At 56.7% G+C, this 18,335-nt stretch carries 16 protein-coding genes; 12 read left to right on the top strand and 4 right to left on the bottom strand.

The window, feature by feature from the left end; all coding sequences use genetic code 11:
• Positions 1-54 precede the first annotated feature (54 nt).
• From ACP3PW_RS02200 to ACP3PW_RS02180, 5 genes are all read left to right on the top strand, one after another.
• Positions 55-1,248 (top strand): class I SAM-dependent rRNA methyltransferase, encoded by a 1,194-nt coding sequence (locus tag ACP3PW_RS02200; protein ID WP_426415022.1) that lies wholly within the window; start codon positions 55-57, stop codon positions 1,246-1,248.
• Between the two features lie 281 nt (positions 1,249-1,529).
• Positions 1,530-2,624: an ABC transporter ATP-binding protein gene (locus tag ACP3PW_RS02195; protein WP_426415021.1), complete on the top strand. Its 1,095-nt coding sequence runs from the start codon at positions 1,530-1,532 to the stop codon at positions 2,622-2,624.
• An 80-nt stretch (positions 2,625-2,704) separates the two neighbouring features.
• Positions 2,705-3,775 (top strand): ABC transporter substrate-binding protein, encoded by a 1,071-nt coding sequence (locus tag ACP3PW_RS02190; protein ID WP_426415020.1) that lies wholly within the window; start codon positions 2,705-2,707, stop codon positions 3,773-3,775.
• Positions 3,776-3,850: 75 nt separating this feature from the next.
• A complete protein-coding gene (locus ACP3PW_RS02185; protein ID WP_426415019.1) occupies positions 3,851-5,104 on the top strand; it encodes an ABC transporter permease in 1,254 nt (417 codons plus the stop codon).
• A 5-nt stretch (positions 5,105-5,109) separates the two neighbouring features.
• A complete protein-coding gene (locus ACP3PW_RS02180) occupies positions 5,110-5,958 on the top strand; it encodes an ABC transporter permease (protein ID WP_426415018.1) in 849 nt (282 codons plus the stop codon).
• Here ACP3PW_RS02180 and ACP3PW_RS02175 read toward each other — a convergent pair.
• Entirely contained in the window at positions 5,893-7,026 is a 1,134-nt protein-coding gene (locus tag ACP3PW_RS02175; RefSeq protein WP_426415017.1) for an imelysin family protein, read from the bottom strand. The genes ACP3PW_RS02180 and ACP3PW_RS02175 overlap by 66 nt on opposite strands.
• On the bottom strand, positions 7,023-7,685 hold the full coding sequence (locus ACP3PW_RS02170) for an HAD family hydrolase (protein ID WP_426415016.1): 663 nt from the start codon (positions 7,683-7,685) through the stop codon (positions 7,023-7,025). The genes ACP3PW_RS02175 and ACP3PW_RS02170 overlap by 4 nt, the downstream gene beginning before the upstream one ends.
• 161 nt (positions 7,686-7,846) lie before the next feature.
• Here ACP3PW_RS02170 and rppH point away from each other — a divergent pair, with 161 nt between their 5' ends.
• Genes rppH through ACP3PW_RS02155 form a run of 3 tightly spaced genes read left to right on the top strand, consistent with a single transcriptional unit; the run spans position 7,847 to position 12,224 of the window.
• Positions 7,847-8,338, top strand: a complete 492-nt coding sequence (rppH, locus tag ACP3PW_RS02165) for an RNA pyrophosphohydrolase (protein WP_426415015.1) — start codon at positions 7,847-7,849, stop codon at positions 8,336-8,338.
• 40 nt (positions 8,339-8,378) lie between these two features.
• Positions 8,379-10,655, top strand: a complete 2,277-nt coding sequence (gene ptsP / locus ACP3PW_RS02160; protein ID WP_426415014.1) for a phosphoenolpyruvate--protein phosphotransferase — start codon at positions 8,379-8,381, stop codon at positions 10,653-10,655.
• A gap of 48 nt (positions 10,656-10,703) precedes the next feature.
• On the top strand, positions 10,704-12,224 hold the full coding sequence (locus ACP3PW_RS02155) for a sensor domain-containing diguanylate cyclase (protein WP_426415013.1): 1,521 nt from the start codon (positions 10,704-10,706) through the stop codon (positions 12,222-12,224).
• Between the two features lie 61 nt (positions 12,225-12,285).
• Here ACP3PW_RS02155 and ACP3PW_RS02150 read toward each other — a convergent pair whose 3' ends face one another.
• Positions 12,286-12,828 carry a YcbK family protein gene (locus ACP3PW_RS02150; RefSeq protein WP_426415012.1) on the bottom strand — a complete coding sequence of 181 codons (543 nt, stop codon included), beginning with the start codon at positions 12,826-12,828 and terminating at the stop codon, positions 12,286-12,288.
• Between the two features lie 82 nt (positions 12,829-12,910).
• Positions 12,911-13,678 carry an NRDE family protein gene (locus ACP3PW_RS02145; protein ID WP_426415011.1) on the bottom strand — a complete coding sequence of 256 codons (768 nt, stop codon included), beginning with the start codon at positions 13,676-13,678 and terminating at the stop codon, positions 12,911-12,913.
• A gap of 151 nt (positions 13,679-13,829) precedes the next feature.
• Here ACP3PW_RS02145 and lgt point away from each other — a divergent pair, with 151 nt between their 5' ends.
• The 4 genes from lgt to ACP3PW_RS02125 all read left to right on the top strand — a co-directional run bounded on the left by lgt (position 13,830) and on the right by ACP3PW_RS02125 (position 18,335).
• On the top strand, positions 13,830-14,726 hold the full coding sequence (lgt, locus tag ACP3PW_RS02140; protein WP_426415010.1) for a prolipoprotein diacylglyceryl transferase: 897 nt from the start codon (positions 13,830-13,832) through the stop codon (positions 14,724-14,726).
• Positions 14,723-15,556 carry a thymidylate synthase gene (locus ACP3PW_RS02135; protein WP_426415009.1) on the top strand — a complete coding sequence of 278 codons (834 nt, stop codon included), beginning with the start codon at positions 14,723-14,725 and terminating at the stop codon, positions 15,554-15,556. The genes lgt and ACP3PW_RS02135 overlap by 4 nt, the downstream gene beginning before the upstream one ends.
• A gap of 141 nt (positions 15,557-15,697) precedes the next feature.
• Positions 15,698-17,257: an ABC transporter ATP-binding protein gene (locus ACP3PW_RS02130; RefSeq protein WP_426415008.1), complete on the top strand. Its 1,560-nt coding sequence runs from the start codon at positions 15,698-15,700 to the stop codon at positions 17,255-17,257.
• The gene (locus tag ACP3PW_RS02125; protein ID WP_426415007.1) at positions 17,247-18,335 is read left to right on the top strand and encodes an ABC transporter permease; all 1,089 of its coding nucleotides are present in this window, start codon (positions 17,247-17,249) and stop codon (positions 18,333-18,335) included. Before ACP3PW_RS02130 ends, ACP3PW_RS02125 begins: the two co-directional genes overlap by 11 nt.

Here is an 18,335-nt window from a genome sequence, read left to right as displayed (position 1 = left end):
ATTATCTATGCCCTGCCCGGGACCGATCTCATGGGGCAGACGGAGCCTCGTACTATGAGTTTTAATCTGTTGCGTCTTAAGCCCAAGGCGGACCGCCGCTTGGGTGCCGGTCACCTATGGATTTACAGTAACGAGGTCGATACCAAGGCGACCCCGCTGACCCGTTTCGAGGCCGGCGAGCAGGTGGTGGTTGAAACCGCGTCGGGAAAACCCTTGGGAGTTGCCTATGTCAATCCCAATACCCTGATTTGCGCACGGATGGTGAGTCGCGACTTGAAGCATGGGCTGGGCCAGCCTTTGCTGGTGCACCGCATACAGCGGGCTTTATCGCTTCGTGAGCTGGCGTTTCCCGATCCCTGTTATCGCCTTATCTATGGTGATAGTGATGGCTTGCCCGGGTTGGTAGTCGACCGCTTTAATGATGTGTTAGTGGTGCAGATCGCCACCGCGGGGATGGAAAGGTTGCGCGACGCGGTGGTCGAGGCCCTGCAGGAGGTATTAAATCCTGCGGCGATTGTATTGAAAAACAGCGGCCAGTTGCGTCGTCCGGAAGCGTTGACAGAGTACACCGAGGTGGTGGTTGGTGAGGTCAGCGGCCCTGTTCCCTTGCGGGAGAACGGGGTCGATTTTGTGGCCCCGGTTCTGGATGGTCAGAAAACGGGGTGGTTTTATGATCACCGGATGGGGCGGGCGCGCCTGCAGCACTATGCAAAGGGCAAGCGGGTGCTTGACCTGTTCAGCTATATCGGCGGCTGGGGGGTGCAGGCTGCTGCGGCCGGAGCCTCCGGTGTGGTTTGTATCGATGCGTCGGCACCGGCGCTGGAGTCTGTGCATGAGAACGCACGCCTGAACGGAGTAGGTGATCGGGTAGAAACCCTGCAAGGGGATGCTTTTGCAGCGCTCAGGCAGCTACGGGAAGCGCAGGAGCGTTTTGACCTGATCGTGGTTGATCCGCCGGCGTTTATAAAGCGACGCAAGGATATTACGGCTGGTGAGCAGGCCTATCGGCGAGTTAACGAACAGGCGATGCGGTTATTAACGGACAACGGAGTAGTAGTGTCTGCCTCCTGCTCCATGCACTTGCAGCGCGACAACCTGGTTAATATTTTACGTCTATCAAGCCGCAATCTGGATCGACAGCTTCAAATTATCGAGCAGGGGCATCAGGGAGCGGATCACCCGATACATCCTGCGATCCCGGAGACCGAATATTTGAAAGCGATCTTTTGTCGGGTGTCCATGCCGTAGAGGCTGAGCACTGCGTTAGGAGCACCTGTTTGGATCCGGTGACGGTGCGGGCATGCCCTGAGATGTAAATGATCGTCGCCAGCTGGTGCGAGGTATTGGGATTTGTGCGCCAAAAGGGTGCGTTGCGACGATTTGTTTGAAGAGCTGGAGCGCCCTGCCGGTGGGATGGTTGCATTATCACGCTGGATCTTGTTTGATAATCGCAACAGCCCTGCGGGCTTTTTTTCGTTCTGCAGGCTCAGTAACACTAATGTGCGGGCTCATCCGCGGCAAAGGATTCAATGTCAGACGCAAGCGATAGGTACGTCAGCTTCCAGAACGTACAGAAGACCTATGATGGCGAAAATCTGGTCGTTAAGGGATTTAACCTTGATATCAAAAAAGGCGAGTTTGTCACCATGCTCGGTCCCTCCGGCTCTGGTAAAACAACCTGTTTGATGATGTTGGCGGGCTTTGAAACCCCCACTCACGGCGAAATTTTTATCAACGGAGCCGCCGTGAATCGTATCGCCCCCCATAAGCGCAATATCGGCATGATGTTTCAGAACTACGCGCTTTTCCCCCATATGACCATTGCAGAAAACCTCGCATATCCCCTGCAGGTTCGCAAAATGGGTCGTGCCGATATTGAAGCGAAAGTTAAGCGCGCGCTGGATATGGTGGAGCTGGGAGGTTTCGAGAATCGACGCCCCAAGCAACTTTCCGGTGGTCAGCAGCAGCGGGTCGCGCTGGCGCGGGCGCTGGTGTTTGAGCCGACCCTGGTGTTAATGGATGAGCCCCTGGGCGCGCTGGACAAGCAGCTGCGTGAGCAGATGCAATACGAAATCAAGCATATTCACGAGCGTCTTGGAGTTACAGTGGTATACGTTACTCACGACCAGGGTGAGGCGCTCACTATGTCGGACCGTATTGCGGTCTTTAATAGTGGTGTCGTGCAGCAGCTCGATACTCCACAGGGGCTCTATGAGCGCCCCAATAACAGTTTTGTAGCCGATTTTATCGGCGAGAATAATGTCCTTTATGGCGAGGTGGAGCGCTATGAAAACGGACGTTGCTTGCTACGGGTAAATGGCGAGCAGGTGAGCGCTACCGCCGTTACCGAGCAGGCTCCCGGCACCAGGGTTATCGTTTCGATTCGTCCGGAACGGGTGGTGCTCGATAACGCCAGTAACGGTAGCGACAACCATTTTGTTGGCCAAGTAAGCGAACGCATTTACCACGGTGATCATATTCGGGTGCGAATTAATTTACTTGGGCAGGAGCAGTTTATCCTCAAGCTGCCCAATAGTGCGGCCAGTAGTGGCCTCAAAGAGGGAGATTCTGTGCAGGTGGCCTGGTCATCCAGCGATGCCCGTGCACTGGATATTGTGCAGTAAAAGAAAGGTAAAAAATGGATTGGCCGAGGTGGCCGTATATGCCATTTGCTAACGATAAAACGACAACAATGGAGTGGGTTATGACAATAAAAGCATTGATTACCAAGCTACCTCTGGCTGTAGCCGTAGCTGCCGCATCGAGTGTGGTATCCGCAGCAGATCTTACCGTAGTCTCCTGGGGGGGCGCGTACACCGAGAGTCAGGTCGAGGCGTACCATAAACCCTTTACCGCAGAGACCGGCACTAAGATCATCTCCGAGAACTACAGCGGGGGCATCGCCGAGATCAAGGCGCAGGTGGAAGCTGGTAACGTTACCTGGGACGTGATTGATCTTGAGAAAGCCGATGTCATCCGTGCCTGCGATGAGGGCTTGCTGGTAGAGATCGATCCCGCCGACCTGCCCAAGGGTGACAATGGCGCAATGGCGACCGATGACTTCGTCGATGGCGGCCTTGAAGACTGTGGCGTGGCCAATATCGTGTGGGGCAAGATCGTAGCCTATGATGAGAGCCAGTTTGCGGGCAAGAAGCCTGGCAAACTTGTCGATTTCTTTAATCTCAAGGAGTTTCCGGGCAAGCGCGGCTTGAAGAAAACCCCTAAAGTGAACCTTGAGCGTGCCTTGCTGGCTGACGGGGTTGCCGGTGCTGATGTTTATAAGGTACTGGGCACTCCTGCCGGCGTCGACCGTGCATTTGCCAAGCTTGATGAGATCAAAACCTCCGTCGTGTGGTGGGAAGCGGGTTCGCAGCCCGTACAGCTGCTTGCCGATGGTGAAGTCAGCATGACCACTGCCTACAACGGTCGTATCTACAACGCGGCTGAAGTTGAGGGCAAACCTTTTAAGATTATCTGGGATGCCCAGTTCGCAGAGCTGGATTTCTTCGGCATTGTTAAGGGCACTAAAAACCTCGACAAGGCGATGGAGTTCCTCAAGTTCTCTACCGATACCAAGCGTCTGGCGGACCAGACCAACTACATCTCCTACGCTCCTGCGCGAAAATCATCCATCGCGTTGGTTAGCGACAAGATGATGCCGCACATGGCGACGGCTCCGGCGAACTACGGTACGGCTGTGCCGGTTGACCACGCATGGTGGGCGGACAACCAGGACGAGTTGAACGAGCGCTTCAATGCCTGGTTGAACAAGTAAACATCGTTGTCTACGGGGGCGGCCTGTCCGCCCCCGTTTTTTGTTGTATCGATTTATCGCACTACCGAGATCTCTATGAGCACAAGTGCCCCCCCGGCCGATAACATGCAGGTCAATGACCCTGCGCTAAAACGAAAGCTAAAAAAAGCGGAGCGATTCCTGAAAATTCGGGCGCTGCTACTGGTCGCGCCGTTAGTTCTGTTTGTGCTCTTTACGTTTGTCTTCCCGTTGGCCGAGATGCTCTATCGCAGCATCCATAACCCCGTTCTGGTTGACAATATGCCAGAGGTTGCCGAGTTGATGCAGCGCTGGGACCAGCAGCAAATACCTGGTGAGGAGGTCTTCGCCTCGGTGGGTAAAGCGCTGGTGTTGGCCCGGGAACAAAAAACCATTGGCCGTATCGCCAATCGGCTCAATTCAGAGCAGAGCGGTATGCGTAGCCTGATGACCAAAACGGCGCGCAAGCTCAAGAGGTATGAAGGCAGCGACTACAAAGTATTTATGCTGCAGCAGGATAAACGCTGGGGTGAAATGGAAACCTGGGGCGCGTTTAAGGTGTTGAGCAGTGAATTTACGGCCACCCATTACCTGGCGGCACTGGATCTGCAGTATAACGTGAACGGGGAGATCGTCCCCCAGCCTGAATCTCGACAGATCTATGTCGATATGCTGCTCAAGACCCTGAAGCTCTCCCTGATGGTAACTCTGTTTTGTATTATTTTGGGTTATCCATTGGCTTACCTATTGTCGGTATTGCCGCCCAGCAAGAGTAACTTGCTGATGATACTGGTGCTACTGCCGTTCTGGACATCGTTATTGGTGCGTACCAGCGCATGGATCGTTATGTTGCAAGGCAAGGGAGTGGTAAACAGCTTCTTGCTCTGGACGGGAATTATCAGCGAACCGCTGGATATGATGTACAACCAGATTGGTACTGTGGTGGCGATGACTCATATTTTGCTGCCTTTTCTGGTTCTGCCCACCTACAGCGTGATGAAAAGTATCTCTCCGGTGTATATGCGTGCGGCGCGTTCGCTTGGAGCGACACCCGGGCATGCCTTTTTCAAAGTTTACTTTCCCCAGAGTTTGCCGGGTCTCAGTGCCGGTGCAATTTTGGTATTTATTCTATCGATTGGTTACTACATTACGCCGGCACTGGTCGGTGGCCGTACCGGACAGATGATCAGTAATCTGATTGCCTATCATATGCAGACCTCGTTGAACTGGGGGTTGGGTGCTGCGCTGGCAGGCAGTCTGCTGGCCGTGGTGCTGGTGCTGTATGGAGTCTATAACCGCCTGGTAGGCGCCAGTCAGATGAAGTTGGGGTAATAAAAATGAGTTTGCCGGTACACGCCACCGCGTTGGAAACAGTAACCTATTATGGCTTGCGGTTCTTCAGCGCGCTGGTATTGCTGTTTCTGATCGTTCCGATCCTGATTATTATTCCACTCTCGTTTAACGCGGAGCCGTTCTTTACGTTCACCGAAGGGATGCTGAGGCTGGATGCAGAGGCCTATTCGCTGCGTTGGTACCAAAATATATGGGACAGTGCAGAGTGGCGATTATCGATAAAGAACAGCGTGATTGTTGGTGTCTGTGCCACGATTTTGGCAATGACACTGGGGACGGTGGCGGCTTTGGGGTTAAGCCAGCGTCACATGCCCTTCAAAGGTGCGATCATGGGGTTGTTGATCTCGCCAATGATCGTGCCGCTGATCATCTCTGCAGCCAGCATGTACTTCTTTTTTACCAAGGTGAATCTGGCCCAGACCTACCTCGGCGTTATTATGGCCCACGCCGTACTGGGCATACCGTTTGTGATTATCACCGTGACCGCCACTCTGGTGGGTTTTGATGACAACCTGACGAAAGCGTCGGCGAGTTTGGGGGCCAATCCGCGTCACACCTTTTTTAAAGTAACCTTTCCGCTGATTCGCCCGGGTGTCATCTCCGGGGCTCTTTTCGCCTTCGCCACCTCTTTTGATGAAGTGGTCGTGGTGCTTTTTATCGCCGGTACCGAACAGCGCACCATACCGCGAGAGATGTGGGCAGGGATGCGCGAGCAGCTCAGCCCTACGATTTTGGCCGTTGCAACCCTGTTGATTATTATGTCGACGCTACTGCTGCTGACCGTCGAGTTGCTGCGCCGACGCAGTGACCGTATTCGAGGGGTTACCGAGTAGCTCGTTTAGCTCTCGCGCCAGTGACTCAATCTGCTCCGCCAGTGTGGAGCCGGTGGATGGGGCTGCCTCAGGCTGTGTGTCTTTGTCGCTTTGGGCCGGACTAGCGCTCTCTTCCAGTAGCGCTTTAACGCGTTGCGTCAGTGCCGCGCTGGTGTCGCTGTTTTCGGCCAGCACGAGCAGGGCTTGCAGTGGCACACTCAGACGCTGCTCGTGATGCGAGGAGCGCTCCTCTCCCTCCTCTTCAAGTGCGTTCAGCTCCTCCGCTATATCCAGCAAGCGGAGCCTTAGCCCATTGATCAGCAGACGCTGTTGTTGTGGAGGGCTGAGTTCGGCCAGCTGCTTAGGGTAGCTCGCCAGTTCCGGGTCCCAGCGCGCAACCAGCGTTTTGAGATCGCTGGCGTAGAGTTGCCCGAGCAGGGCCAGGTAATCCCGGCGTCGTTGTGGGGTATCCAGTTGTTCGGGCTGGACCGGCTGCGGAGTCAGCTCCTCAAGAGTGCGTGACGCGTTAGCGCCGAACAGCAGTACTTCCAATGCATAGAGTCCTACGCTGGTCTCGTTAGGGGCGGTCAACAGGTGCTGTTGCAGGAGGCTGCTTCGGGTCAGGCTAACGTCAGGGCTGTTAACCAGGCCGCTATGGGGGTATTCGGGTGTCGAATCAACGTAGCCAGCGCTGGCGGGCCAGTTGCCGATGCGGGTGGCGAAGGCGAAAGGGTCTCCCGCCTCGGGAGTGTCCAGAGGCCCGTCGCTGTGGCTAAACAGGGAGCACTGTAGCCAGCGCGCCTGTGCTTTTTCCCATTGTTGTTGGGTGGATTTCAGGTTGTCGCCAGTCGTTGCTGCCAACAAGCTATGGATCGCCAGCTCCAACTGTTGGGCTTCGAACAGGGCACTGGCGCAGTGGCGGCGAGCTTGCTGCAGGTAGCGCTGGCTAAAAGGTGTCAACGGGAAACTCGAAGGGGGGCTGGCCTCGACGGTAGTGCTGTCGTGGGTGCTGGCAGTGGGCTCCGAAGTGGCGGTTTGATCGCAGCCCGCTGCCAGGGCTAGCCCGGCGATCACCAAAAAACGCTTCATGCCGTGTCCCGCAAGCTGATAAGTGGCCAGTTTCGCTCGATGGCAATGGCGCTGAGGCGCGCATCGGCATCCACGGCAACCGGGTTATCGACCAGCTCGAGCAGGGGCAGGTCGTTGCAGGAGTCGCTGTAGAAGTAGCTACCCTCAAGGTCGTGGTTGTTATCGGCCAGCCACTGTTGCAACCGTTCCACTTTGCCCTCTTGAAAGCAGGGAGTACCGCTGACCTCGCCGGTGTAGCGGCCATTAATAACCTCGGGATCGGTGGCGAGGAGCTCATCAACCCCCAGTCGTTCACCAATCGGTGCGGTGACAAAGCGGTTGGTTGCGGTAATGATCAACAGGAAATCGCCTGCCTCCCGGTGTTGCTGCAGCAGTAGCATCGCCTTTGGTAGCATCATGGGCTCGATTCGGCTGCGCATAAACTCATCATGAAGCTGGTTAAGCCGCTCCATGCTGTGCTGGCTGAGCGGGCGTAGTGCAAAGCCAAGAAACTCGTGGATATCCAGGGTTCCCTCTAAGTAGTGCTGGTAGAAACGGTCGTTGGCCTGTTTATACTCCTTCGCGTCGACGATCTGTTGCTCAACAAGGAATTCGCCCCAGGAGTGATCGCTATCGCCCCCTAGCAGGGTATTATCCAGATCAAAAATTGCCAGTGCCACAGTTTACCTCTTTCCTATGGGTGCTTGATGGCGAGCTATGATAGTGGCTTTTGAGCCAATATGCAGGAGGGGAGCGGCTGAGATTGCCGATAATGCGCCAGTTGTGGAACAATGGGTGGGTTAAGAGTTCGTTTCTCTCCCATTTTTAAGGAATTATCGCTTTGATCGATGCAGATGGCTTTAGGCCCAACGTCGGCATAATTCTCGCTAACCCCGAGGGCCAGGTGTTGTGGGCTAAGCGTATTGGGCAGGAAGCCTGGCAGTTCCCCCAGGGGGGGATCAATGATAGTGAGAGTTCCGAGCAGGCGCTTTACCGGGAGTTGACCGAAGAGGTCGGGTTGGGCGAAAAGGATGTTAATATCATCGCATGTACTCGCGGGTGGTTGCGCTATCGGCTGCCCAAGCGCCTTATTCGGCGCCATTCACATCCAATCTGTGTGGGTCAAAAGCAGAAATGGTTTCTGTTGCAGCTAACCGGCGATGAGGGTTCGGTGGACGTTGCCAGTGGTCAATCTCCCGAATTCGATCATTGGCGCTGGGTGAGTTACTGGTACCCGCTGGGGCAGGTGGTTTCCTTTAAACGGGATGTTTACCGGCGGGCACTAAAAGAGCTGGCCCCCAAACTGGGTCGCTTGCAGTCCGGTTCGCGTTGACCCTACCGCTTTACTAAACCAAGGAGGTTTGCCCCCGTAGATGCTCAATATACTGCGTGTGATAGTCCAGAAAGTGAACGCTGCCAAGACCTTACAGGCGGCGCTGGAAATTATTGTGCACGAGGTACGGGTGGCAATGAAAACCGAGGTCTGCTCGGTGTTTCTTTTCGATAGTGATGAAAATTGCTATACCTTGATGGCCTCTGAAGGGCTGAATCAGTCCGCTATCGGTACGAAATTACTACGGTCTGAGGGCCTGGTCGGTCAGGTCGGCTTGCGTGAAGAGCCGATCAATTTGCAAGATGCCGGGTCTCACCCTAAATATCGCTACTTGAAAGAATCGGGCGAAGAGCGCTTCCATGCTTTTCTCGGGGTCCCGATTATCCACCACCGGGCGATCCTCGGAGTGCTGGTGGTGCAGCAGCAAGAGGTCCGTTTCTTCGATGAAACCGAAGAGTCGTTCCTTGTCACTATGTCTGCGCAGTTGGCTGCGGTTATCGCACACGCAGAGGCGTCCGGTTCGTTGGCGCGACAGGAGGCCGGGCGTGCCACCAAGGATACCCGGTTTGTCGGTGTGGCCGGGGCCCCGGGTGTTGCTATTGGGGAAGCCGTGGTGCTCTCCCCCCCCGCCTACCTGAGTGCGGTGCCTGACCGTCCAGCGGACGATATCAAACGAGAGCTCAAACAGTTGGGCCGCGCCCTCAAAGCGGTAAGAAAGGAGATGAAGGCGACGGCGAAAAAACTCGCCCCTAGCTTGCCGCCGGAGGAGATTGCACTCTTTGATGTCTACCGCGGCATGTTGGATGACAATGCCATTGGTGCCGAGGTTCGAGCCATTATTGAGCAGGGGCAGTGGGCCCAGGGCGCGCTACGGCAAGTTATTGAGGAGCACGTCAAAAACTTTGAGGTGATGGAAGACTCCTACCTGCGTGAGCGTGCCAGCGACATTCGGGACCTGGGGCGGCGAGTACTTTCTCACCTGCAGCAACAGAACCAAACGAAAGAGGTTGTCTATCCCGATAGCTGTGTACTGATCAGTGAGGAGCTGACGCCTGCGATGCTGGGTGAGGTTCCGCGGGACAAGTTGGTAGGCCTGGTGTCGGTCAAAGGTTCGGGTAACTCCCATGTGGCGATCCTTGCTCGCGCCATGGGCGTACCAACGGTGATGGGAGCGGTTGATCTGCCCTTTACCCGCATCAACGGGATGGAGCTCATCATCGATGGCAACCTGGGGCGAGTTTACCCTTCGCCTTCGGTTGAACTACGCAAGTACTATCAGGAGGTCGTGGATCAGGAGCGTGAGTTTGTTGCCGGGCTGGACGTGTTACGGGACAAACCCTGCATTACCACGGATGAAACCCGGGTTGCACTGTGGGTAAACACCGGGCTGATGACCGATGTTGCGCGCTCCCTGGATCGTGGGGCGGAAGGGGTAGGTCTATACCGGACCGAAGTACCCTTTATGATTCGTGAGCGGTTTCCGAGTGAAAAAGAGCAGCAGGAGATCTATCGCGAGCAGCTGAAGGCGTTTGCCCCCTTTCCGGTGACCATGCGTACACTGGATATCGGCGGCGACAAGGAGCTCAGCTATTTTCCGATAAAAGAGGATAATCCCTTCCTTGGCTGGAGGGGCATCAGGGTGACGCTCGATCACCCCGAGATTTTTCTGGTGCAGGTGCGAGCGATGATCAAGGCTAGTGTGGGACTCAACAACCTGCGCATTATGTTGCCAATGGTCTGTAGCGTGGCCGAGGTCGAAGAGGCCCTGCACCTGATTCACCGGGCGCACGGTGAAGTCGTTAGCGAAGGCATGGATGTAAAGTTGCCCCCGGTCGGGGTGATGATCGAGGTTCCCGCAGCGGTTTATCTGGTGCGGGAGTTTTCTCGCCGGGTGGACTTTCTCTCGGTGGGAACCAACGACCTGACCCAGTATTTGCTGGCGGTTGATCGCAACAATCCGAGAGTTGCGGAGCTTTACCACTCGATGCATCCTGCGGTGCTGGCAGCACTGCGATCCATTGTGCGCGATGCGCGTGCAGAGGGCGCTGCGGTCAGTGTCTGTGGCGAGATGGCGGGAGATCCTGCTGCTGCGGTATTGTTGGTAGCGATGGGGTATGAGGTGCTGTCTATGAACGCAACCAATCTTCCTCGCATCAAGTGGGTGCTACGCAATATTAGTGCGCAGTGGGCGAAGGGGTTGTTGGAGGCGGTGGTTACGATGGATAACGCCTCCGTGATTCAGAGCACGATGGAGTTGGCGATGCGCAAGGCGGGGTTGGGTAAGGTGATGGCGAATCCTCGCACGAGCGAGGATTAACAGGCTTCTAAACGCGTTGCGGCTGGGCCGCAAGCCAGGTAGACAGGCATGGAACCACTGTGGGTGGATGAAGGGAACTCGCACACTAGGCGCAGTCTTTGGCTGGTGTGGGGAGCAGGCTGCCTGATGTTGGGGCTGGTCTTGTCTCTGGGCTGGAGTCGCTATCAGGTGCAGGGTGAGAAGTTGCTGGATGATCAGCTTCGCTCAATGGAGCCCATTGCTGACTTTTTGGCGGCAGATACCGAACGAGTTTTGTACGGTACGCGCCAACTGTTTCACGCCACCCGGATTATTCTTGAGCAACACGGCGATCTATCTCCCCAGTCACCGGAGCTGCAACACAATCTGCAGCAGTTGCTGCAGGGACAAAACTATCTGGATGAGTTGTTGGTGTTGGACCCCCTGGGTAGGGTAAAGCACTGGAATCGGCCAGACCCCCCACCCTCTCTTCACCAGCAACCCTGGGCCCAACCCCATCTGCAGTCATTGCCCCCAAATGCCGCCATTAGTGTTGGGCTCCCCCAGCGCTCTCCCTTCGGTGGCGAAGGTTGGGGTTTCGTCATCTGCCAACAAATGCTGGACGAGAAAGGGGAGTCTCTTGGAACCCTGGTCGCGTGGGTGAGTCTTCCCCGTTTTGCTGCACGCTATGATCGTGTCGTTCTGCCTGTCGGATCCAGACTTGCGTTGGCGGGAGATGACGGTGAGATCTATTTTCAGCTACCCGGTGCCGATCGCCGCTACGGGCAACGTGAAGTATTGCCCAATGCCGCCCGTGAGCAGTCTACCTTCCCGCGCAGCTTCCACCTCGATGGGGCAAGCGTTGGTGAGCCGCTTTTGGTCGCTACCAGTCAGGTCGCGGAGCAACCCCTTTGGGCGGCGATGGCTCTATCGAAGGACATGGCCATCCGCAGCTGGCGAGAAGAGCTCCCCTGGGTGCTAATGATGCTGGCACTGCTGTGCGCGCTGTTTATTGGTGGCATGATCCAGATCAGTTTACAGTTGTTGGCCGGCGACCGTCGCCGTGCGTTGCTGGCAGTGCAGGCGTCGACGGATGCGCTTACTGGGGCTTTTAACCGCCGTTACCTAAGTGTGATTGCCCGTCAGTTGCGGCGTGGGCGGGAGCAGGACCAGCACTGCTGCGTGTGTGTAATCGACATCGATCGTTTTAAGGAGCTTAATGATCGTTATGGTCACGCACTGGGGGATGAAGCCCTCAAACGGGTGGCGTTGACGCTGCAGGATGTTTGTCGTGACTCCGACCAGTTGGTGCGTTTTGGGGGGGATGAGTTTGTGTTGATCCTACCCCAAACCTCGCTCGAGGGAGCGCACACGATTGCGCAGAAATGCTGTTTGGCCGTTCAGCGAATTGCGCTGATGGGCGGGGGCGCTCGTATCGATCTGACCGGTAGCTTCGGGGTCACTCAGTGGCTACCCCATGAGCCCCTCGATGGAGCCTTGGCCCGTGCCGATGGGGCTCTGTACGAAGCCAAGGACAAGGGTCGCAACCGGGTTGAGTTGGCGGATGGCTATCTCACCGGTAGCGGGCAGGTTCCCTATCGAGATGAATAAGACGCAATCGGGGTAAGCCCCCGGACCGGTATCCCGGACCTTTTGGGTGCCGGTGATGTTCTCACCAGCGGCGGACCCGTCCCGTATCAAGATGAATAAAACCCTGCCGGGGGTAAAACCCCACGCCTCCGCTGGCAAGTTCGATCGCCACCCGACGCACATCGCGCAAGCTGCTGCCAGGGAGCACAATATCCACGGCGCGAGCCTTGCTGTGCAGGCTGTGGTCGGACACCTTGAATCCCTGCTCCCGCAATAAACGGTTGGTGTCTTTGGTGCGATAAGCCGAGATTACCTGTATCTCATTGAAGTTTTCGAGTCGGCTTTGGACTCGATAGAGTAGGTTCAGCAGATGCGGATCGACGGCCATGGTGGCGTCACTGTGAAAATCACGTAGCAGGTGGCTGAACTGCATCAGGCTGTCATCGAGGTACGCTCCCTGATCCCAAAACGGCTGGCTGAGCCGCTCTCCGGTATAGGGGTTGTGCAGTTTCAGGTGGCGCGGGAGTTCGCTGGATGTGGTGGCCAGGGCGGGTTTGGCTAAAGCCGGGGCGGCAAGCCAGGCGGCGCCGGCGCTGGCGGCTTGGAGAAAATTACGGCGATTCACTTCGAAACTCATTTACTACAGATAGCGGAAGGGGACAGAAAAGTGGCGCATTATGCCTAGCTCGGAAGGTGGGGTACAGGAATTATGCGCCGTGTTGCCAGGGGCGCTGGAAGCGCAGATTGTGGTGAGTCTGGTCGAGCTCGATGCCGTGTGAGCCGAAGTGTTGCTCGTGTAGGCTGGCCTGTCCGTCGGCCTCGATGATCAGACTGCTACAGGTGCGGGTGCCGTAGTGTTCGCTGTGAATAAAGCAGCTACTGAGCAGGCGCTCCCAGCCCTGCCCAATGCCTGTATCCGGCAGGGAAGTATCGTCCGCGGTGGTGTCGTCGAGTAGCAGCTGCTGTAACAGGGTATGGTTAAAGGCATTGTCGAGCCTCGCCTTGGCGGCGACCAACTTCGGCCAGGGGGTATCCAGCAGATGATTGCTGAGACCGTAGCGACCGGGGTGCAGGCAGCGGATGCGATTTTCCCGGTTGGAAAAGAAGTAGAGCCCTTGTCGATCACCCAGCAACAGGTTGAAGCCGGGATACTGGTCCGCATCCCTCGCCAGCTGATGCAGGTAATCCTCGGCACTGAGAGCACTCTTGAGGTAGTCGGCAGTGAGCTGTCCCCGGGATCGTGAGGCGTCGCTGGCGGGAACTTCGCGAAAGTTGGTGACGGCCGCAAAGTCGCCGCTTTCGCTAAGCCCTAGCCAGGTACCGCCTTTTTCCATGTCGCGGCCAGCCAGCAGATAGGGGGCTTCCTCCCAGCGGTGAGCCATCTGGCTGGGGCGCCGGTAAAACTCGTCCCGATTAGCCGCCAGCCGCAGGGGCTGCGCGCTATCAGGATGGTAGTCAAATACAATCAGGCACAAAGTGAGTGATCCGGTTTCAATTGTCGCGGTGATCTGCGCCGCGCCTCTGGGCAGCGGGCAGGTATTACGGGATAATGGCCGCTTTGTGCGCACTGGACAAGTTTATCGTCACTGCGCTGGGCTATCCCGACACCTCGTTAAGGAACTCTGTGTGATTGCATATCCCAATATTGACCCGGTCGCTCTGGCCGTCGGGCCGCTTAAGATTCATTGGTATGGTCTGATGTATCTGGTGGGGTTTGTGGGCGGTTGGTGGCTGGGTCAATATCGGGCTCGGCGCTCAGGCGGGTTGTGGCATCCGGAGCAGGTGGGTGATCTGGTGTTTTATATCGCCATGGGGGTGATCCTCGGGGGGCGTTGTGGCTATGTGCTGTTTTATAACCTGGATTACTTTCTGCAAAATCCATTGTGGCTGTTTTACATTTGGGAGGGCGGGATGTCCTTCCATGGAGGGTTGCTGGGCGTGTTGGCGGCTATGGCACTGTACGGACGCAAAACCGGCAAAACCTTTTTCCAGTTGACCGATTTTATCGCACCGCTTATTCCGCTCGGGCTCGGAGCCGGCCGTATCGGTAACTTTATTGGTGGGGAGCTTTGGGGGCGCGCGGGTGATGTGCCTTGGGCGATGGTGTTTCCCCGGGATCCGTTGCAGCTTGCTCGGCACCCTTCGCAGCTGTACCAGTTTGCCCTCGAGGGTGTGGTTCTGTTTGCGGTACTGTGGTGGTTCTCGTCCAAGCCTCGTCCGCGGATGGCGGTTTCAGGCCTGTTTTTACTCTGTTATGGCAGCGTCCGCATTCTGGTGGAGTTTTTCCGCGAACCCGACGCCCAGCTCGGTTTTGTTGCTTTCGACTGGCTCACCATGGGGCAGCTACTTTCGTTGCCCATGGTGATGCTCGGAGGCGGGTTGATGCTGTGGGGGTATCGTCGTTATCCGCTGCAGGATGGATTCAATCGGGATGACCTCGCCTGGCTCGAGCAGCAGGGAACGAAGCGCTCCTCCAACGCCTCAGCCTCCTCTAACAAACGAAAGAAAAAAGGTAAACGATGAAACAGTATCTCGACCTGATGCGTACCGTGAAAGAGGGGGGGGTCTTTAAGGGCGACCGCACCGGCACTGGTACCTACAGTATTTTTGGCCACCAGATGCGCTTCGACCTGGCCAAGGGTTTTCCTATGGTGACCACCAAGAGGTGCCACCTGAAATCGATTGTGCACGAACTGCTCTGGTTCCTCGCGGGCGACACCAATATCGATTATCTGCAGCGCAACGGCGTTAGTATATGGAATGAGTGGGCGACCGAGGAGGGAGAGCTGGGGCCAGTGTACGGCAAGCAGTGGCGCTCATGGGAGGGGCCAAATGGAGAGGTGGTCGACCAGATCAGCGAGCTGGTGAAGGAGATCCAACAAAATCCGACCTCGCGCAGGTTGGTTATCAGTGCCTGGAATCCGGTGGTGTTGCCGGACGTCAGCCTCTCTCCCAGGGAAAACGCAGCGCAGGGTAAACAGGCGCTCCCCCCCTGTCATTGCCTGTTCCAGTTCTATGTCAGCGAGGGCAAGCTCTCCTGCCAGCTGTACCAGCGCAGCGCCGATATTTTCCTCGGCGTGCCGTTCAATATTGCCTCCTATTCGTTACTGACCCTGATGCTGGCGCAGGTATGCGGGCTGGAGCCGGGGGAGTTTATCCACACCTTCGGCGACGCGCACCTCTACTCCAACCACATGGAGCAGGTGGATCTGCAGCTGTCTCGCGAGCCCTTACCGCTGCCGACCTTGCGCATCAACCCCGAGGTGAAGGACCTGTTTGCCTTCGGCTTCGACGATTTCGAACTGCTTAACTATGAGTGCTACCCCCATATCAAGGCACCGGTGGCGATATAGTTTCGGTTCTTGATGCGGTCGGGAGCCTGAACAGGCGGGTATGACCGACCGCAATCCCTTTTCGTGACTTGCAGTTTAGGATAGCATTTGCGGTTTCGTCGCGAACGCGGCGGGATTGAGCATGGAAACACTAATAAACCGATGACAATTTCTTCTTCTACTCCCCCTCGAGTATCGCTGCGCGGTATCAGCAAGCGCTTTCCCGGGGTGCTGGCCAATGACCGAGTCGATCTCGATATCATGCCGGGTGAAATTCATGCCCTGCTGGGTGAGAACGGGGCAGGTAAAAGCACCCTGATGAAGATGATCTACGGTGTCATGCACCCCGATGAGGGTCGTATCCTCTGGGATGGCCAGCCGGTAGAGATCAGTGAGCCCGCGGCTGCGCGCCACTTGGGGATTGGTATGGTGTTTCAGCATTTTTCCCTGTTTGAAACGCTGACGGTGACCGAGAATATCGCGCTCTGTCTTGATGCGGGTGAGGCGAAGGATATGACCGCACTCGGCGCACGGGTTCGTGATGTTTCCGTTCGTTATGGGATGGCTCTGGAACCGGACCGGTTGGTACACACGTTGTCGATAGGGGAGCGCCAACGGGTCGAAATTATCCGTTGCCTGATTCAGGATATTCGCCTGCTGATTCTCGATGAGCCGACCTCGGTGCTCACTCCACAGGAGGTCGAAGGGCTGTTTACGACCCTGCGCCAGCTATCGCAGGAGGGTTGCAGCATTCTTTTTATCAGCCACAAGCTGAACGAAGTGCAGACGCTGTGCCATAACGCGACCGTGCTCCGGGGAGGGCGTGTAACCGGCGAGTGTGTGCCGGCGCAAGAGACTGCCGAAAGCATTGCTCGCCTTATGGTCGGCGATGACACACCGGTCAGCGCGATTCATGATCGCGCCATTGGCGGCGAGGAATACCTCAGCATTCGTAATCTTAATCTAACCTCGAAAGACCCTTTCGGGGTTTCCCTGAAGGCGGTCAATCTGAACGTGCGGGCGGGGGAGATTGTCGGTATTGCCGGGGTCGCCGGTAATGGACAGGAGGAGCTACTGGCCGCGCTTAGTGGGGAGTCGCTGGAGACTCACCGCGAAGCGATCCGCCTTCCCCATGGCTACATTGCCCACATGTATCCCGGCCAACGCCGAGAAGAGGGGCTGGGATTTGTGCCCGAAGAGCGCCTGGGGCGAGGGGCGGTACCGGATATGAGTCTGACGGAGAACGGACTGCTGACGGCTGCGCGCTCGGGGCTGGTCAGTAATGGCCTGGTCAATTGGCGTAAAGCCCGCGAGTTTGCCCAGCAGATTATCGACCAGTTTAACGTCAAGTGCGCGGGCATCGACGCTCCCGCCAAGAGTCTATCGGGTGGAAACCTGCAAAAATTTATTATGGGTCGCGAGATTTTGCAGCACCCCACCCTGCTGATCGCTTCCCACCCGACCTGGGGCGTCGATATTGGCGCTGCGGTTGCCATCCATAAGGAGCTGATCAAGCTGCGCAATAAGGGGGCGGCTATCCTGATCGTTTCGGAAGATCTCGATGAGCTGTTTGAACTCAGCGATCGAATCTGTGCCATTTGTCATGGGCACCTTTCGCCGATGGCGGAGACGGGTGCGGTCTCCATTGCCCAGGTGGGTAGTTGGATGGCGGGTCATTTTGGTGATGAGCAGAGCGCCGGGGAGAGTTCCGATGTCGCTTAGTATCCAGCGTCGCGCCCAGGAATCACAGGTGATGGCGTACTGCTCGCCACTCCTGGCGCTGTTGTTGACCCTGATGACCGGAGCGGTGTTGTTCTGGATGCAAGGCAAAGCACCTCTTGAGGCGCTGTATACCTTTTTCGTCCTGCCGGTGGCCGATCTGTATGGCCTCTCGGAGTTGGGTGTCAAGGCCGCTCCCATATTGTTATGCGCGACAGGATTGGCCGTCTGCTATCGTGCAAACGTATGGAATATCGGCGCCGAGGGGCAGCTGCTGATGGGGGCGCTGATCGGTGGCTGGATGGCGCTGCAGTTTTTGGAATCAAGCTCGAGCTGGGCGTTGCCGCTGGTGCTGGTGGTCGGGGCCCTGGCCGGAATGGCGTGGGCGGCGATACCCGCGGTGTTGAAAAACCATTTCAACACCAACGAAATACTCACCACCATCATGCTCAATTACATCGCGTTGAATCTGTTGCTGTTTGGCGTGCACGGGCCGTTAAAAGATCCGCAGGGTTTTAATTTTCCGGAATCGGCGCTGTTTTCTGATGCCACCACGCTGCCTGTTTTAATGGAGGGCTACCGCCTGCATCTGGGGGCGCTGATGGCCTTGCTAGCCGTGGTTGTGATCTGGGTGGTGCTCAGTCGTACCTTTGTGGGCTTCCAGATTCGAGTGTTGGGGCTCGACAACAGCGCCGCCCATTACGCCGGCTTCAGGGAAAAGAGACTTGTGCTGTTGGTGCTGCTTTTCAGCGGTGCCATGGCGGGGCTGGCCGGAGTGAGTGAGGTGGCAGGCCCCATCGGTCAGTTGGTACCTACCGTGTCGCCCGGTTACGGCTACTCGGCCATCATTGTGGCTTTTCTCGGGCGCTTGCATCCGGTGGGCATCTTGCTCGCCAGTTTGTTGATGGCGCTGGTGTATATGGGCAGTGAGATGGGGCAGATAGAGATGGGACTGCCTCTGGCGCTCGGCGGGTTGTTTCAGGGGATATTACTGTTCTACCTGCTGGCCTGTGATTTTCTGATACTGTATCGCATTCGTTGGCAGCGTGCCGACTCTGGCGCACTGGCGAGCGAGGCCTGA

The organism is Aestuariirhabdus sp. LZHN29 (genome assembly GCF_049985285.1).
Lineage (GTDB): Bacteria > Pseudomonadota > Gammaproteobacteria > Pseudomonadales > Aestuariirhabdaceae > Aestuariirhabdus.
The sequence above is the reverse complement of the archived record's forward strand: the minus strand, read 5'-3'. Positions and strand labels throughout refer to the sequence as shown.

Excerpts from the sequence above, each read along its gene's own strand:
- ACP3PW_RS02200 (WP_426415022.1), top strand. The coding sequence starts at position 55 with ATGAGTTTTAATCTGTTGCGTCTTAAGCCCAAGGCGGACCGCCGCTTG.
- ACP3PW_RS02195 (WP_426415021.1), top strand. The coding sequence starts at position 1,530 with ATGTCAGACGCAAGCGATAGGTACGTCAGCTTCCAGAACGTACAGAAG.
- ACP3PW_RS02190 (WP_426415020.1), top strand. The coding sequence starts at position 2,705 with ATGACAATAAAAGCATTGATTACCAAGCTACCTCTGGCTGTAGCCGTA.
- ACP3PW_RS02185 (WP_426415019.1), top strand. The coding sequence starts at position 3,851 with ATGAGCACAAGTGCCCCCCCGGCCGATAACATGCAGGTCAATGACCCT.
- ACP3PW_RS02180 (WP_426415018.1), top strand. The coding sequence starts at position 5,110 with ATGAGTTTGCCGGTACACGCCACCGCGTTGGAAACAGTAACCTATTAT.
- ACP3PW_RS02175 (WP_426415017.1), bottom strand. The coding sequence starts at position 7,026 with ATGAAGCGTTTTTTGGTGATCGCCGGGCTAGCCCTGGCAGCGGGCTGC.
- ptsP (WP_426415014.1), top strand. The coding sequence starts at position 8,379 with ATGCTCAATATACTGCGTGTGATAGTCCAGAAAGTGAACGCTGCCAAG.
- ACP3PW_RS02155 (WP_426415013.1), top strand. The coding sequence starts at position 10,704 with ATGGAACCACTGTGGGTGGATGAAGGGAACTCGCACACTAGGCGCAGT.
- ACP3PW_RS02135 (WP_426415009.1), top strand. The coding sequence starts at position 14,723 with ATGAAACAGTATCTCGACCTGATGCGTACCGTGAAAGAGGGGGGGGTC.
- ACP3PW_RS02130 (WP_426415008.1), top strand. The coding sequence starts at position 15,698 with ATGACAATTTCTTCTTCTACTCCCCCTCGAGTATCGCTGCGCGGTATC.
- ACP3PW_RS02125 (WP_426415007.1), top strand. The coding sequence starts at position 17,247 with ATGTCGCTTAGTATCCAGCGTCGCGCCCAGGAATCACAGGTGATGGCG.